Annotated in this window: 10 protein-coding genes; 2 read left to right on the top strand and 8 right to left on the bottom strand. The window is 72.0% G+C overall.

The genetic code is table 11. The features are described 5' to 3' along the window. The first annotated feature begins 126 nt into the window (after positions 1-126). Positions 127-5,571, top strand: coding sequence for a pullulanase-type alpha-1,6-glucosidase (gene pulA, locus QFZ74_RS08705; protein WP_307620221.1), 5,445 nt, complete (start codon positions 127-129; stop codon positions 5,569-5,571). Positions 5,572-5,633: 62 nt separating this feature from the next. On the opposite strand, the gene QFZ74_RS08700 is transcribed toward pulA, so the two are convergent. The 5 genes from QFZ74_RS08700 to QFZ74_RS08680 form a co-directional block, all read right to left on the bottom strand. Beyond that, the gene (locus tag QFZ74_RS08700) at positions 5,634-6,350 is read right to left on the bottom strand and encodes a TetR/AcrR family transcriptional regulator (protein WP_307620220.1); all 717 of its coding nucleotides are present in this window, start codon (positions 6,348-6,350) and stop codon (positions 5,634-5,636) included. A 92-nt stretch (positions 6,351-6,442) separates the two neighbouring features. Further along, positions 6,443-7,504, bottom strand: a complete 1,062-nt coding sequence (locus QFZ74_RS08695; protein WP_307620219.1) for a PDR/VanB family oxidoreductase — start codon at positions 7,502-7,504, stop codon at positions 6,443-6,445. Beyond that, positions 7,504-8,400 carry a metal-dependent hydrolase gene (locus tag QFZ74_RS08690; protein ID WP_307624085.1) on the bottom strand — a complete coding sequence of 299 codons (897 nt, stop codon included), beginning with the start codon at positions 8,398-8,400 and terminating at the stop codon, positions 7,504-7,506. The genes QFZ74_RS08695 and QFZ74_RS08690 overlap by 1 nt, the downstream gene beginning before the upstream one ends. A gap of 119 nt (positions 8,401-8,519) precedes the next feature. Continuing rightward, entirely contained in the window at positions 8,520-10,481 is a 1,962-nt protein-coding gene (locus QFZ74_RS08685) for a hypothetical protein (protein ID WP_307620218.1), read from the bottom strand. 49 nt (positions 10,482-10,530) lie between these two features. After that, positions 10,531-11,070 carry a tetratricopeptide repeat protein gene (locus QFZ74_RS08680; protein WP_307624084.1) on the bottom strand — a complete coding sequence of 180 codons (540 nt, stop codon included), beginning with the start codon at positions 11,068-11,070 and terminating at the stop codon, positions 10,531-10,533. 119 nt (positions 11,071-11,189) lie between these two features. Here QFZ74_RS08680 and QFZ74_RS08675 point away from each other — a divergent pair, with 119 nt between their 5' ends. Then, the gene (locus QFZ74_RS08675; protein WP_307620217.1) at positions 11,190-11,588 is read left to right on the top strand and encodes a hypothetical protein; all 399 of its coding nucleotides are present in this window, start codon (positions 11,190-11,192) and stop codon (positions 11,586-11,588) included. A 118-nt stretch (positions 11,589-11,706) separates the two neighbouring features. Here QFZ74_RS08675 and QFZ74_RS08670 read toward each other — a convergent pair whose 3' ends face one another. The 3 genes from QFZ74_RS08670 to QFZ74_RS08660 all read right to left on the bottom strand — a co-directional run bounded on the left by QFZ74_RS08670 (position 11,707) and on the right by QFZ74_RS08660 (position 15,125). Then, the gene (locus QFZ74_RS08670) at positions 11,707-13,278 is read right to left on the bottom strand and encodes a DUF1996 domain-containing protein (RefSeq protein ID WP_307620216.1); all 1,572 of its coding nucleotides are present in this window, start codon (positions 13,276-13,278) and stop codon (positions 11,707-11,709) included. Between the two features lie 191 nt (positions 13,279-13,469). After that, on the bottom strand, positions 13,470-14,474 hold the full coding sequence (locus QFZ74_RS08665; RefSeq protein ID WP_307620215.1) for an NAD-dependent epimerase/dehydratase family protein: 1,005 nt from the start codon (positions 14,472-14,474) through the stop codon (positions 13,470-13,472). Positions 14,475-14,540: 66 nt separating this feature from the next. Next, positions 14,541-15,125 carry a winged helix-turn-helix domain-containing protein gene (locus tag QFZ74_RS08660; protein WP_307620214.1) on the bottom strand — a complete coding sequence of 195 codons (585 nt, stop codon included), beginning with the start codon at positions 15,123-15,125 and terminating at the stop codon, positions 14,541-14,543. Positions 15,126-15,231 lie beyond the last annotated feature (106 nt).

Raw genomic sequence — 15,231 nt, 5'->3', positions numbered from 1 at the left:
CTCTTTTCAAGACTCTTGCTGTAAACCTTTCGTTGGCGATAGCGTCGCGCGGGCGTCCGGCAGCGCAGCCGTGCCGCGGTGAAGGGGCCGGACCCAAGTGAGCCGCAGTCGCGAGGAGTTCACCCTGTGATACCGAGATGGCCGGCGCCCCGCACGCGCCGTACCCCGCACGCCCGACGGGCCGCGGCCGTCACCGTCGCCGCCCTGGTCGCCGCCCTCGTGCAGCCGGTGGCCGCGCACGCCGACGCCCCGCCCCCGCCCCCGTCCGACGCACGGCTCGCCTCCGCGCCCACGCGGCACGACGACACCCGTGAACAGTTCTACTTCGTCATGCCGGACCGCTTCGCCAACGGCGACACCGCCAACGACCGCGGCGGGCTGACCGGTTCACGGCTCAGCACCGGCTACGACCCCACCGACAAGGGCTTCTACCAGGGCGGCGACCTCAAGGGCCTGACCAAGCGGCTCGACTACATCAAGGGCCTGGGCACCACCGCCCTGTGGATGGCGCCGATCTTCAAGAACCAGCCGGTGCAGGGGTCGGGTTCCGACGCCTCGGCCGGCTACCACGGCTACTGGATCACCGACTTCACCCATGTCGACCCGCACTTCGGCACCGACAACGACCTCAAGGCCCTCATCTCCGCGGCGCACGCCAAGGGCATGAAGGTCTTCTTCGACGTCATCACCAACCACACCGCCGACGTCGTGGACTACGAGCCGAAGTCCCACGCGTACCTCTCCAAGGGCGCCTTCCCCTACCTCACCAAGGACGGCCGCCCCTTCGACGACGCCGACTACGCGGACGGCAGACGGGAGTTCCCCGCCGTGGACGCCGGCTCCTTCCCGCGCACGCCGGTCGTCCCCGCCGCCAAGCGGTCCGTCAAAGCCCCCTCGTGGCTCAACGACCCGACGATGTACCACAACCGCGGCGACTCCACCTTCGCCGGCGAGAACAGCGCGTACGGCGACTTCAACGGCCTCGACGACCTGTGGACCGAGCGTCCCGAGGTCGTCCGAGGCATGGAGAACATCTACCAGCGCTGGGTGAAGGACTACGGCGTCGACGGCTTCCGCATCGACACCGTCAAGCACGTCAACATGGAGTTCTGGACCCAGTGGGCGACCGCGCTCGACCGGTACGCCGCCGCGCACGGCCGTGAGAACTTCTTCATGTTCGGCGAGGTCTACTCCGCCGACACCGCCGTCACGTCCCCGTACGTCACCCAGGGCCGCCTCGACGCCACCCTCGACTTCCCCTTCCAGGACGCGGCCCGCGCCTACGCCTCCCAGGGCGGCAGCGCGCAGCGGCTCGCGGGCGTCTTCGGCGACGACTACAGGTACACGACCGACAAGGCCAACGCCTACGAGCAGGTCACCTTCCTCGGCAACCACGACATGGGCCGCATCGGGTACTTCCTGAAGCAGGACAACCCGAAGGCCGGCGACGCCGAGATCCTGCGCAAGGACAAGCTCGCCAACGAGCTGATGTTCCTCAACCGAGGCAACCCGGTCGTCTACTACGGCGACGAACAGGGCTTCACCGGCTCCGGCGGCGACAAGGACGCCCGCCAGACCATGTTCGCCTCGAAGACCGCCGACTACCTCGACGACGACGAGATCGGCACCGACCGCACCCACGCCGACGACGCCTACGACACCCGTGCGCCCCTCTACCGGCAGATCGCGTCCCTCGCCGAGCTGCGCAGGCACAACCCCGCGCTCACCGACGGCGTCCAGGTCCAGCGGTACGCCGCCGACGGCCCCGGCGTCTACGCCGTCACCCGGACGGACGCCCACACCGGCGCCGAGTACGTCGTCGCCTTCAACAACGCCGACGACGCCAAGTCGGCCACTTTCGCGACCGGTTCGGCCGACATGACGTACCGGGGCCTGTACGGCACCGACGCCACGGTGCGCACGGACGCCGACCGCAGGCTCACGCTCACCGTCCCGCCCGGATCCGCCGTCGTCCTCAAGGCGGTCGCCCCGCTCGCCGAGCCGGCCACCAGCCCCACGCTCACCCTGAAGGCCCCGGCCGCCGGCGCCACCGGAACGGTCGAGGTCTCCGCCGACACCGACGGAGGACGGCTCAACCGGGTCGTCTTCGCCGCCCAGGCCGGAAGCGGCGCCTGGCGCACGCTCGGGTCCGCCGACCACGCCCCGTACAAGGTCACCCAGACCATCGACAAGGACGTACCGCCCGGGACCGCCCTGCGCTACAAGGCCGTCGTGATCGACTCGGCCGGGCGGACCGCGAGCGCCACCGCCGACAGCACCACGGGCACCCCGCCCGCCCCCGAGGTCCCCACGGCCTCCTCGCGCGAGTACGCGGTCGTCCACTACAAGCGCGCCGACGGCGACTACGGCAACTGGGGCCTGTACGCCTGGGGCGACCTCGCCGACGGCGAGGCCACGAACTGGCCCGCCAGCCACCCCTTCATCGGCCGCGACGCCTACGGCGCCTTCGCCTACGTCAAGCTCAAGCCGGGCGCCTCGAACGTCGGCTTCCTGGTCATCGACAAGGACGGCAACAAGGACGTCTCCGCCGACCGCGCCATCGACGTCACCAGGACGGGTGAGGTGTGGGTCGAGCAGGGTAAGACGGACGTCCTCACCGAACGGCCCGACTATCCCGCGCAGGACACGGCCAAGGCCGTCCTGCACTACCACCGTGCTGGGGGCACCTCCCAGGCATTCGGCTCTGGGGGAGGGAACTACGACGGCTGGGGCCTGCACACCTGGACGGGCGCCGCCCACCCCACCGACTGGTCGGACCCTCTGAAGCCGGTGAAGACTGATGCCTATGGCGCGGTCTTCGAGGTGCCGCTCACCGAGGGTGCCACCAGTCTCAGCTACATCCTCCACAAGGGCGACGAGAAGGACCTGCCCACCGACCAGTCCCTGGACCTCACGGCGAGCGGCCACGAGGTGTGGCTGGTGAGCGGGCAGGAGAAGTACCTGCTGCCGCAGCCCGCGGGCAGCGCGGCCGCGCTCGACCTGACGACGTCCAAGGCGATCTGGATCGACCGGGACACCGTCGCCTGGAACGGCGTCGAGGGCGCCGCCTCCACCCAGCTGCTCTCCTCCCACGACGGCTCGATCGCCGCCAAGGACGGGACGCTCACCAGCGACGACGAGCGCTGGCTGCGCCTGACGAAGACCGCCCTCACCGACGCCCAGAAGGCGAGGTTCCCGCACCTCAAGAACTACACCGCCTGGTCCGTCGACCCGCGCGACCGGGACCGGGTGCGCGAGGCCCTGCGCGGCCAGCTCGTCGCCTCCCAGCGCGCCGCCAACCGAGCGGTCCTGGCCGCGACCGGCGTGCAGATCGCGGGCGCGCTCGACGACCTGTACTCCGGTGCGACGACGGCACACCTCGGGCCCGTTTTCCGCGACGGCCGTCCCACGCTCGCCGTGTGGGCGCCCACCGCGCAGAGCGCGGCGCTGGAGATCGACGGCTCCACCGTGCCGATGCACCGCGACGAGGCGACCGGCGTCTGGTCCGTCACCGGGCCCAAGTCCTGGAAGGGCAAGGCCTATCGGTACGTCGTCACGGTCTGGGCGCCCAGCGTCCGCAAGGTCGTCACCAACAAGGTCACCGACCCCTACTCGGTCGCCCTCACCGCGAACTCCGAGCGCAGCCTCGTCGTCGACCTCGCCGACAAGTCCCTCGCCCCGGGCGGGTGGTCGTCCCTGGCCAAGCCCACGGCAGTACCGCTGCGGGACGCGCAGATCCAGGAGCTGCACATCCGGGACTTCTCGGTGGCCGACCCGACCGTGCCGGCCGCGGACCGGGGCACCTACCTCGCGTTCACCGACAAGGACAGCGACGGCTCGAAGCACCTGCGGGAGCTGGCGAAGGCCGGCACCTCGTACGTGCACCTGCTGCCCGCCTTCGACATCGCCACCATCCCCGAGAAGAAGGCCGACCAGGCCACCGTCGACTGCGACCTCGGCTCCTACGCGCCCGACTCCGACCGTCAGCAGGCGTGCGTCGCGAAGACCGCCGCGAAGGACGCCTACAACTGGGGCTACGACCCGTACCACTACACGGTCCCCGAGGGCTCCTACGCCACCGACCCGGACGGTACGGCCCGTACGGTTCAGTTCCGCGAGATGGTCAAGTCGCTGAACGAGGACGGCCTGCGGGTCGTCATGGACGTCGTCTACAACCACACCGCGGCGAGCGGCCAGGCGGACACCAGCGTCCTCGACAAGATCGTGCCCGGCTACTACCAGCGCCTCCTCGCGGACGGCAGCGTGGCCAACAGCACCTGCTGCGCCAACACCGCGACCGAGAACGCCATGATGGGCAAGCTGGTGGTCGACTCGATCGTCACCTGGGCCAAGGAGTACAAGGTCGACGGCTTCCGCTTCGACCTCATGGGCCACCACCCGAAGGCCAACATCATCGCCGTCCGCAAGGCCCTCGACGCGCTGACCCTCGCGAAGGACGGCGTCGACGGCAAGAAGATCATCCTCTACGGGGAGGGCTGGAACTTCGGGGAGGTCGCCGACGACGCCCGGTTCGTGCAGGCCACGCAGAAGAACATGGCCGGCACGGGCATCGCCACCTTCTCCGACCGCGCCCGAGACGCCGTGCGCGGCGGCGGCCCCTTCGACTCCGACCCCGGCGTCCAGGGCTTCGCGTCGGGCCTCTACACCGACCCCAACTCCTCGGAGAGCAACGGCAGCCGGGAGGAGCAGAAGGCCCGCCTCCTGCACTACCAGGACCTGATCAAGGTCGGCCTGTCCGGCAACCTCGCCGCGTACCGCTTCACCGACACCGGCGGCAAGGAGGTCACCGGCGCCGGGGTCGACTACAACGGCTCACCCGCCGGGTACGCCGACGCGCCGGGCGACGCCCTCGCCTACGCCGACGCGCACGACAACGAGTCGCTGTTCGACGCGCTGGCCTTCAAGCTGCCCGTCGGCACGAGCGCCGCCGACCGGGCCCGGATGCAGGTCCTCGCCATGGCCACGGCCGCCCTCTCGCAGGGCCCGGCCCTGTCCCAGGCGGGCAGTGACCTGCTGCGCTCCAAGTCCCTGGACCGCAACTCCTTCGACAGCGGCGACTGGTTCAACGCCATCCACTGGAACTGCGCGGACGGCAACGGCTTCGGACGCGGGCTGCCTCCGGCGGCCGACAACGAGTCCAAGTGGGCGTACGCCAAGCCGCTGTTGGGGAAGATCCGCGTCGGCTGCGAGCAGATCGGCGGGGCCTCGGCCGCGTACCGCGACCTGCTGCGGATCCGTACGACCGAGAAGGCATTCTCCCTCGGCACGGCCGCGCAGGTGCAGTCCCAGCTGTCCTTCCCACTGTCCGGCACGGACGAGACACCCGGCGTGATCACCATGAAGCTCGGTGACCTGGTCGTGGTGTTCAACGCCACCCCGGAGAAGCAGGAGCAGCGCGTCGGCACCCTCGCGGGCACGCCGTACCGTCTGCACCCCGTGCAGGCGTCGGGCACGGACGCCACCGTGAAGTCCTCGTCGTACGCGGCTGATTCGGGCACGTTCACCGTCCCGGCGAGGAGCGTGGCGGTGTTCACGTGGGCCGGGCAGTAGGGCCAGGCTCCGTGCGCGAACTGGACGTCCCCTACCGGAAGTTCGACCGGTAGGGAGCAGCCTCAGGACGCCAGGGACATCAGCCGGCCGACGAGCTCCGCGAAGGGGCCGTCGGCCGGTTCGTCCTCGACCATGCGGCGCAGGAGGGCGGCCATCTCCGCGTCGTAGGCGGCGCTCACCGCCGCCAGCGCGGCGAAGTCGTGCACGAGCTGGAGTTCCAGTTCGGCGCGCGGGATGCGGCGGCCGTCCAGCCAGATCAGGGCCGTCGACTCGGCGAGCGAGACCCAGGAGCGGATCACCAGTTCCAGGCGCGCGGGCGGATCGGCGACGTCCAGGTGCGCCAGGATGTGGTCGTACGCCGCCTGCCGCACGGAGTCGATGAGCGCGTGCGTGGCCGAGACGTGGTCCTTCGCGCGGGTGCCCTCCGCGGAGACCGCGGGGCCGCCGCGCATCAACGCCGAGAAGCCGGGCCCATGTTGGTCGACGAAGTCGAAGAACCGGCCCATCACCCGCAGCAGCCGGGCCCCCAGCGGTCCCTCGGCCGGTTCCACGAACCGGCCCGCCAGATCCTGCGAGGCGCGCCTCAGCGCGGCCTCGTACAGGCTCATCTTGCCGGGGAAGTAGTGGTAGACGAGCGGGCGCGAGATGCCCGCCGCCGCGGCGATCTCGTCGATCGAGACCTCGTCGGGGGAGCGGCGGCTGAACAGTTCGAGGGCGACGCCGATCAACTGCTGCCGCCGCTCCTCGACACCCATGCGGCGGCGGGCACCGGTAGTCATACGAACACCTTACCGATCGAATCCGGCCGCCTATGGAGCAGGTTCGAACGGAGAGCGTGCAGGAACGAAGGGTCTGTCCGGTACGGATTCCGTCACAGGTCCAGCACGAGGCGGTCGCCGCGCGCCCGCGAGACGCAGATCAGCATCGAGTCCGCCCGCTCCGCGTCCGACAGCAGTTCGTCCCGGTGGTCCACCTCGCCCTGAAGCACCCGCTGCCGGCAGGTACCGCAGAAGCCCTGCTCGCAGGAGTAGAGGGTGCCCGGCAGCTCCGCCCGGACGGCGGCCAGGGCGGTGGAGTCGGCGGGGACGGTCAACGTCCGTCCGCTGCGGCGCAGTTCGAGAGTGAACTCCGTGTCCCCGCTGCCCCCGCCGGGGGCGGTGCGCGGCGCGAAGCGCTCCAGGTGCAGCTCGGCACCCTCGGGCAGCCGCGCCTCCACCGCGTCCATCAGCCCCTCCGGGCCGCAGCAGTAGACGGCGGTGCCCTCGGCGACGGCGTCCGCGAACAGCCCGTCCAGGTCCGGCCGTCCGTCCTCGTCCTCCGCGACGACGGTCACCCGGTCACCCGCCAGCTTGCCGACCTCCTCCAGGAACGGCATCGACGCCCGCGTCCGGCCGCAGTACAGCAGCCGCCACTCCGCGTCCTCCGGCAGCGCCCGCAGCATCGGCAGGATCGGCGTGATGCCGATGCCGCCGGCCACGAACAGGTACGCGGGCGCCTCGACGAGCGGGAAGCGGTTGCGCGGCCCGCGCACCTCCAGCCGCATCCCCAGGGCCAGTTGATCGTGCACCTCGCGCGAGCCGCCACGCCCGCCCTCGACCAGCCGGGTGGCGACGGTGTACGACGAGGTGTCCCCGGGGTCCCCACACAGCGAGTACTGGCGCACCAGCCCCGACGGCAGCACCAGGTCGAGATGCGCCCCGGGCTGCCACCGCGGCAACCCCTTCCCTTCCAGGCGTAGTTGGACCACGCCGTCGGCCACCGTCTCGTGCGCGGTGATCCGGAGCCGCAGGGACCGGGAGCGGGGCCGCCCCGAGACCGGTTCCTCCAGCGCGGGCATCGGCCACAGCGGCGCGGCCTGGATACGGCGCCGCAGCGCCCGCTTGGTCAGCAGGGCCGCACCCGCGACGAGCACGACCGTACGCAGCCTCGGCATCACGCCGTCCCCTTCTCGGCGGCGAGCGCGGCGGGGGAGGAGGCCAGATAGGTGACCGCCTGCTCGGTGCAGCCCTCCTGCGAGGGGTGGTAGTCCCGGCTCAGATAGCGGGGAATCGCCTTGAGCAGGTCCCCGGTCGCCGGCAGCGTGCCACGGCGGCCGCGCCGGTAGAAGTCCCGGAAGGTGGCCTTGCCGTCGAGCAGCGTGGGGTCGTTCTCCATGAAGAAACGGGTGCCGCGCTGCCACAGGAACACCAGCGCCGCGAAGGCCGCGGCCCAGGTGCGCGCCCGGCGCCGGTAGCCGCCGTCGAGGTGCATGAACAGCTCGAACGCGACCGATCGGTGCTCGACTTCCTCCGCGCCGTGCCAGCGCAGCAGGTCCAGCATCATCGGGTCGGCGCCGCGCCGGTCCAGCTCCTCGGCGTTCAGCACCCAGTCGCCCAGGAACGCGGTGTAGTGCTCGATCGCCGCGATCAGCGCCACCCGCTCCATCAGCCACCAGGTGCGCGGCTTGCCGGGCGGCAGCGTGCGGTCGCCGAGCAGCTTCTCGAAGAACCAGTCGACCTGCGCGGTGTACGGCGTCGGGTCGAGCCCCTGCTCCTTCAGATGCGGCAGCACCTCGTCGTGGGCCTGGGAGTGCATCGCCTCCTGCCCGATGAACCCGATGACGTCCTCGCGCAGCCGCTCGTCGCGGATGTACGGCAGCACCTGCTTGTAGACATGCACGAACCACCGCTCGCCGGCGGGCAGCAGCAGGTGCAGCACGTTGATGGTGTGCGTGGTGAACGGATCCCCGGGCACCCAGTGCAGCGGCGTGTCCTCCCACGAGAAGGACACGTTGCGGGCCTTGAGCGGAGTCCGCTCGGACGTCACCGGCCGGGCCTGCTTGTTGGACATGGCCTTGTTGGACATGGCGTCAATGTAGCGACGGACCGACAGCGGGAGAACCCTTCTGCACGGACTCGCTGACACGAATGTCAGCAAGCGTGGCGCGGCGCCCGCCGGCGCGGCGCCGACTAGCGCAGACCCGTCAGCGAACCGCCGTCCTTCCGGGTGCCCCTCAGCTCGGCCCGCGCCCCCTGCGCGGCGCGGACGGCGAGCAGCGGGCCCTGGGCGGAACCCTCGGCCCCGCCGCTCGCGCGGATCGACGCGGTGTCCTTGCTGCCCGCGGCCAGCAGGTACCAGGAGCCGGTACCGGACTTCCACAGCACCCCGGCCAGCACGTGCGGATCACGCCACCCGCACGCCGTCACGTCGACGCCCTTGGCCGCGACCGCCCCGTACCGCCCCTCGGGCGTGTGGAACTGCGCCAGCGACACCGAACCCTCGCCCCGCCAGGTCTCGGCCCGCGTACACACCCAGGCGGCCGTGCCGCCCGCGTCCGGCAGCGGCTGGGACGCGTACGCCCAGGCGTTGACGCTGCGCACCCCCGCCGCCCGCGCCGCGCCCAGCGAGCAGGCGAACGGCGCCCACGCGCGCAGCGCCTGCGCCGAGGGCGCGTCGCCGGTCGAGCCGGGGCGGCCGGTGGTGAGCCGGGCGGGCACCAACTCGCCCAGGTCGGTAGTCAGATGCCGGCCGGAGGAGTCGGTCAGCTCCAGGGCGTTCCACGACGTACAGGCCTGCGGCTGAAGCGCCGGGCTGGCGAGCGGAGAGGTGATTCCGTCGGCCAGATCGAGGTCCATCGCCCCGGCGCCCGGCTTCAGCAGGTCCCGCTCGGCGGCCTTCGTCACCCAAGGAGCCGTCAGATAGCGGACGTTGCCGTCGGAGCGGCCCAGCACCACCGCGCTCGCCGCCGCCCCGTTCGCCCCGTCCACCCGGGCGAAGTCGAGGGCCGCGCCCTGGGTGCCGTCCTTCGGCTCGGCGTACCGGGCGATGCGCAGGCCGTCGTAGAGGATCACCACACGCGCGGCGTCGACCTCGCCCGCGTACAACAGCTGGGGCGGTCCGGCCGGGCCGCCGGTCTGGGTGCCGGGCGTCGCCGAGACACGGACCGACTCGCCGGGGCGCGCCCATACCGCGAGGGCGCGGCGCAGCAGGGCCGTGTCGCCGGTGAGGGAGCCGCGGGCCGGCCAGGCGGAGAAGTCCTTCCGAGACGAGGTCTTCCACGCGATCGGTGCGACCCGGGTCAACTTGCCCGGGTCCAGGGCGGCTTCGGCAGCCGGGTTCTGCGCGTACGCTGGAGCCGCCGCGCCGTCGGGCCCCCAGCCGCCGGGCAGCGCGACCAGCGCGCCGCACAGCGCCAGCGCGGCCGTCGCGGCGAGTGCCGCCTTGGTGTGCTGCCTGCGCCGCATCAGATCGGTCGGCCGGGCCTGGAGCGAGCAGGGGTCGAACTCGGGCGAGTCCAGCAGCGCGTACTCGGCGGGGACGCCGTTCGCCTCCGCCAGGGCCGCGTCCGGCTCCGCGACCCCGGCCGCGGTGAGCACCCGGCGTACGTCAGGGTCGGCGAGCCGCTCCAGACCGCGCAGCAGATACGCCGCACGGGCCGGGGCGGACAGGGCGGACAGCCGCTGTTCCAGGGCGAGTTCGTCGGCACCGCCCGAGCGCGGGAACAGGCGCAGGCCCCGCACCTGCGGGAGCAGCGGCGGCAGCTGGGACCGCTTCGGCAAGGCCAGGCGCCGGAGCGGCAGACCCGCCTCCAGGGCCCCGCGGACCACCTGGAGGCGGACGAAGGCGTAACCGGGGCTGTCCTCACGGCCGTCGGTCACGCCGTCGATCGCGGTGCCGCCCGCGCCGCCGCTCTGGGCCGGGATCACGGAGGCCGGCCTGCGGCCGCGCGGCAGGGCACGCTGGGTGAGGGCGTGCGCGGTCAGAACGCGCCGACTGCGGCCCAGGGAGGACGGCAGCGCCAGGTAGGCGAGCCGGACGAGCCGTGGATAGTGCTCGACGAGTGCGGCCTCGGCGCGGGCGACGTCGACGGCGGCGCCGGTCGCGGGGGAGGGGACGGAGGCGTGACGCGGGGCTACATCCTGTGGCTGCACGTCCAGAAGAACGAGCCGGCCGGTGGTTGGTCACCGCCGCACGGGTGACTCAGGCGTCCGATTCGTCGGCCGGATCGACCAGCGCCCGCGCGTAGTTGGCCATCGACCGCTGGTAACGCGGCAGATGGGGCGCCAGCGCGCCGAGGACGAGGGAGAGCCCCTCGCGGTCCCGGCCGAGGCTGGACAGACACAGCGCGAGGGTGGCGCGCACGGCGTCGTCCAACTCGTCCGACCGCGCGTCCAGTTCGGGCGTGAGGAGCTTGACGCCCTCCTCCGCCTGTCCGGTGTTCCGCAGCGAACTGGAGAGCTGGATCCTGGCCCGACGGCCCTTGTAGCCGCTCACGTCACCGAGCCCGAGCGCGAGGGCCTCCCGGTACAGCGGCACCGCCTTGTCCGAGTGGCCGGTCGAGTCCCAGGCGCAGGCCCGCTCGAAGGGACCCAGCGGACTGCCCTTGGGCAGTTCGGCCACGAGCGCGTCGATCACGGCACGGAAGCGGGGAGCGTCGTCCTCCGCGTACGTCTCGAAGGAGGCCCATGCGGCCGATACGCGGTCTTCCCAGTCCTGGTTCACCGGCCCACCCTCGCACAGCTGTGCCCGTGGGGACAGGGGATTTGAGCGCAGGGTGCGCGGCGCCCGTATCGAAGGGCGCCGGGTCTCCGTCAGGGGCCCGGCGCGTAATGCTCGGCCCACAGGACCGGAGGAACACCATGAGGGTGACGCGAGCGATGCTCGCCGTGGCGGGCGTCGTGGCCGCGGCGGCGCTGGCCGGCTGCGGCTCGGGGGACAAGGACACCGTGCCGCCGACCGCCACCGGCAGCCTGGAGAGCCTGGCCGCCGAGGTCAAGTGCACGCCGGACATGCAGACCGACGCCGACGAGATCCGCCAGGCCCTGTGCCGTAACCGGGACGGCACGTTCGTCCTCGCGACCTTCGCCACCGACCGCGGTCAGCGCGAGTGGATCAATGACGCGAAGGATTACGGCGGTCACTACCTCGTCGGCCGCAAGTGGGTCGCGGTCGGCGACGACGGCGTCGTCAGGGCGCTGCGCGGCACGCTCGGCGGCACCGTGGAGAACGGGGCCGACCACCACGCGCACGGCGGCTGACGCGCGCAGGCACGACGCGCGCAGGCACGGGGACACGACGAAGGCCGGTGGCGGGAGGGGGGCTCCGCCACCGGCCTCGTCATCGCCGGTCCGTCGACCGGCTCACGGGATCACCGGTTCACTGGCACCGCTGACCGCGGTTGAGGCAGCTCGCGATCTTGTTCGCCAGGCCGCCGTTCGTGATGCTGATGAAGTCGTCGTGGTCGGTGGCCGGCTTGTGGAGCTGCTCCGGGAAACCGTCCACGGCGTAGGCGTTCTTCACCGCCCCGTTCTCGATGGCCGGGGGATCGATGTCGTACACCAGGCGCATCGTGAGCTGCGGGATCGCCTTGAACCCGTTCTGGCAGTTGCCGCTCGCGTCCGCGAACGCCACGTGGGTGCGGTGGTTGGCGCTGTCGGTGTTCTGGCCGTCCCAGCAGCTCTGGAAGGCGAACGAGCGCACCACGTCGCTGCCCTCGGGGCAGATCGGGTACTGCTCCGTCAGCTGGACCTTGTCCTCGAAACCGGTGCAGCTCCAGTGCGCGTTGGCGTTCGCCAGACCGTTGGTGGTCGTCTTGGCGTCACCGGTGATGATGCGCAGGAACTGGGGCATCGCGACGACCTTGCCGGTCGGGGAGCCGGCGTACTTGATCTGGGCCTGCTTGGGCACCAGGATCTTGCCGACGTTCCCCTCCTTGCCCCCGCCGTCCGCGTTCTGGTCGAAGTCCTGCGAGCCGTCCTGCACGCGGACCACGGGCCAGTAGTACGACGAGAGGTCGTTCTTGTTCTGGCAGCTGGTGCCGCCCTGGAGGAACGTGTCGTTGCTGGCGAACGCGTTGATCTTCTGGTTGCCGACGTAGTCGTGCAGGTGGTGCGCGCCGTTGGTCACGCCGGGCGCCACGATGACGTTGTCGGTGTTGTGGTTCTTGTTCGCGTTGACGCCGCACCGCGTGGTGAACGTGCCCGTCGAGGCGCCGCGGGCCTGGCGCGGCTTCGCGGCCACGTTCGCCTGCACCTTCGTGATGTCCACGAAGTCCGCCGCGACGGGACCGTTGCCGGCCTGACCGCCGTTGCCCTGCTGCTGGCCCCCGCCGTCGCCGTTCTGCGGCGGCTGGGCCCCGCCGTCCTGGGGCGGCTGCGCGGAACCGTCCTGCGGCGGCTGGCTGTTCTGGTCGCCCTGCTGCTGGCCGTCGCCGGTCTGCGAACCCCAGCCGCCGGTCTGGCCGCCGGTGTTCTGGTCGGCGGGCCGACCGGTGCAGTTGGCGAGGTTGTCCAGGTCCTGGGGGGCGCTGCCGCCGACCCGGGTGATCTCCAGCCTGATCCGGTCGAGGATCACCTTCCGGCGGTCCGTCAACGGCTGGAGGATGTCGTTTTGGACGAAGCTCGCGTCCCGGGTCTGGGCGTCGCGCGTGGTCGCCAGACGCTGGTAGGCGTCCGTGATCTGGCTGTCGAGCGTGCCCAGTTCACCGTCGACCTCGGTCCGGGCCTGGCCCGGCACGTCCGTCAGCTTCTGGCCGACGTCCGGACAGTCGATCGTCGAGACCTGCGCGGCGGCGGCCGTCGTACGACTCTGTGCCGAGCCACCCGACTCGTGCGCGGAGGCATAGAAATTCGCCCAGACCAGCCCGCCCCCACCGAGCGCTAGGGCTGCCGATGCGGCGATGGCCTTGGCGGCCAGGGGCATACGGCGTTTTCGTGTATTGCGTCCCATTGGGAACTCCTCTGGCTTCCTTGCGGGGCATCGAGGCGCCCGACAGGAGTGAAGCGGCTCCCTTCGATACGGACGGGGCCCCAGGAGTGTTCAGCCGCCTCACGAATTCATTCGAGGTTCATGGGGGCGCTGGCCCCCAACAGGCCTTTTCCTGACAGGAGTTGAATGGATCGCGTGAGACGGGCGGCGCGTCAGTCAGCGGTCGCCGCAAGCACCTTCGCCTCCACCTCCGGATCGAGACCCTTGCGCGTGCGGTCCGCCCGCTGGGGCGCCGTGCCGCCGATGGCCCGGAGCCAGTGCCAGGTGTCAGCGACGGTGTGCTCGACGGGGCGGCAGGTGAGGCCCGTCGCCAGGGCGCGGGTGACATCGCCGCGGTGCACGGCGTCGTACAGCTCGGTGTCCGGGGGGACCCACAGCGGAAGCTGGGTCCAGGGTTCGATGCCCGCGCCGAGGACGATCTCCGGGTCGGTCCAGCGCAGTTCGGCCGCGGCGCCGGTGGCCCGTACGCACGCGTCGAGGAAGGCGCCCATGGTGGTGTGCCCGGGCGGGCTGACGAGGTTGTACGGACCGCCGAGCCCCCGCTCCACCGCGCCGAGCGTCCAGTCGGCGAGGTCGCGTACGTCGACGTACTGCAGGGAGAGGTCGCGCGGCCCCGGCGCCAGGACCGGGCCGCCGCGGGCGATCCGGGTCAGCCACCAGGGCAGCCGGCCGACGTTCTCGTACGGCCCGAGGATCAGTCCCGCCCGCACCAGCAGCGAGTCCTGCGCGCCGAACGCCTCGACGGCGGCCAGCTCGCCGCCCCGCTTGTCCCGCGGGTAGTCGGTCTGCTCCGCGTCGGCCGCGGCCCCCTCCACCGGGGGCGCGTCCTCGGCGCTGCCGGCCGGCAGCGGGTCGGCGTACACCGAGCGGCTCGACACGTACACGTACCGCCCGGCGCGGCCCCGCAGCAGCCGCGCCGCCGCCCGCACGGCGCGGGGCGCGCCCGACCAGGTGTCCACGACCGCGTCCCACTCCGCGTCGCCCGCGAGGGCGGCCAGCCCGTCGGGGCCGGTGCGGTCACCGGTCAACGACCGCACGCCCGCCGGGGGTTGGTGCCGTCCTCGGTGGAAGACGGTCACCTCCCAGCCGCGTTCGAGCGCCGCCTCGGTGATGGCCCGCCCCACGAACTCCGTACCGCCCAGCATCAGAAGCCTCATGCCGCGATCGTGCACGGCCGGGACGCGGGACGCGGGCCGATTCGCCGAGAGCGTACGCGCCGGGCCTCAACTCGCCGTCGGGGGACTGTACTTGTAGCCGACGCGGCGCACCGTCTGGATCGTCCGGCGGTGCTCGGCGCCCAGCTTGCGGCGCAGCCGGGCGATGTGGACGTCGACGGTGCGGCCGTCGCCCACGTGGCCGTAGCCCCACACGGTGCTGACCAGATGGTCGCGGGTGTGCACCCGGCCCGGGTGCGCCACGAGATGGGCGAGGAGCTCGAACTCCAGGTAGGTGAGGTCGAGTTGGCGTCCGTCTACGGTCGCGACGCGCTGGGCGGCGTCTATGCGGACGAGGGCGTCGCCGCCGGTGTCCCGCGCCGCCGTCACGTCGGGTGTCGCGGGCGCCGGTGCCGGTGCCGGCGGGAAGGGTGGCTGCTGGTCCGCCGGGACGAGCACGAGGTAGCCGACCATCGGGGGTCGGCCCGGCAGGGTGGGCAGGGCGTGCGGAGGCGCGGGCAGCCAGGTGGCGCCCGGCGGCAGGAGGTCCGCCAGCTCGGTCACCTCGTCCCGGTCGACGGCCCGCAGCCGTTGCCGGGTGCCGTTCGGGAAAGGGGAGTCGGAGGCGAGAGGAAGAGTATGGGTGGTCGCCATGGGAGGTCAGCTCCTTCGCGCGAGGAGTGCGAGTTCGTCGGGAGGGGCGGCGGCCGCGATGCGGATCGGGCGCGCCGGGGGACGTACGTCGTCTCGCGCCGGCCGA

The sequence above is a fragment of the Streptomyces sp. V3I7 genome (assembly GCF_030817495.1).
In the GTDB taxonomy this organism is placed as follows: Bacteria; Actinomycetota; Actinomycetes; order Streptomycetales; family Streptomycetaceae; genus Streptomyces.
This window is presented reverse-complemented; position numbering and strand designations above follow the sequence as displayed.

What these genes read in the sequence shown, in the direction of transcription:
- QFZ74_RS08665 (WP_307620215.1), bottom strand. Translation starts at nt 14,474, where the DNA reads ATGAGGCTTCTGATGCTGGGCGGTACGGAGTTCGTGGGGCGGGCCATC.
- QFZ74_RS08675 (WP_307620217.1), top strand. Translation starts at nt 11,190, where the DNA reads ATGAGGGTGACGCGAGCGATGCTCGCCGTGGCGGGCGTCGTGGCCGCG.
- QFZ74_RS08690 (WP_307624085.1), bottom strand. Translation starts at nt 8,400, where the DNA reads ATGTCCAACAAGCAGGCCCGGCCGGTGACGTCCGAGCGGACTCCGCTC.
- QFZ74_RS08660 (WP_307620214.1), bottom strand. Translation starts at nt 15,125, where the DNA reads ATGGCGACCACCCATACTCTTCCTCTCGCCTCCGACTCCCCTTTCCCG.
- QFZ74_RS08700 (WP_307620220.1), bottom strand. Translation starts at nt 6,350, where the DNA reads ATGACTACCGGTGCCCGCCGCCGCATGGGTGTCGAGGAGCGGCGGCAG.
- QFZ74_RS08695 (WP_307620219.1), bottom strand. Translation starts at nt 7,504, where the DNA reads ATGCCGAGGCTGCGTACGGTCGTGCTCGTCGCGGGTGCGGCCCTGCTG.
- QFZ74_RS08670 (WP_307620216.1), bottom strand. Translation starts at nt 13,278, where the DNA reads ATGGGACGCAATACACGAAAACGCCGTATGCCCCTGGCCGCCAAGGCC.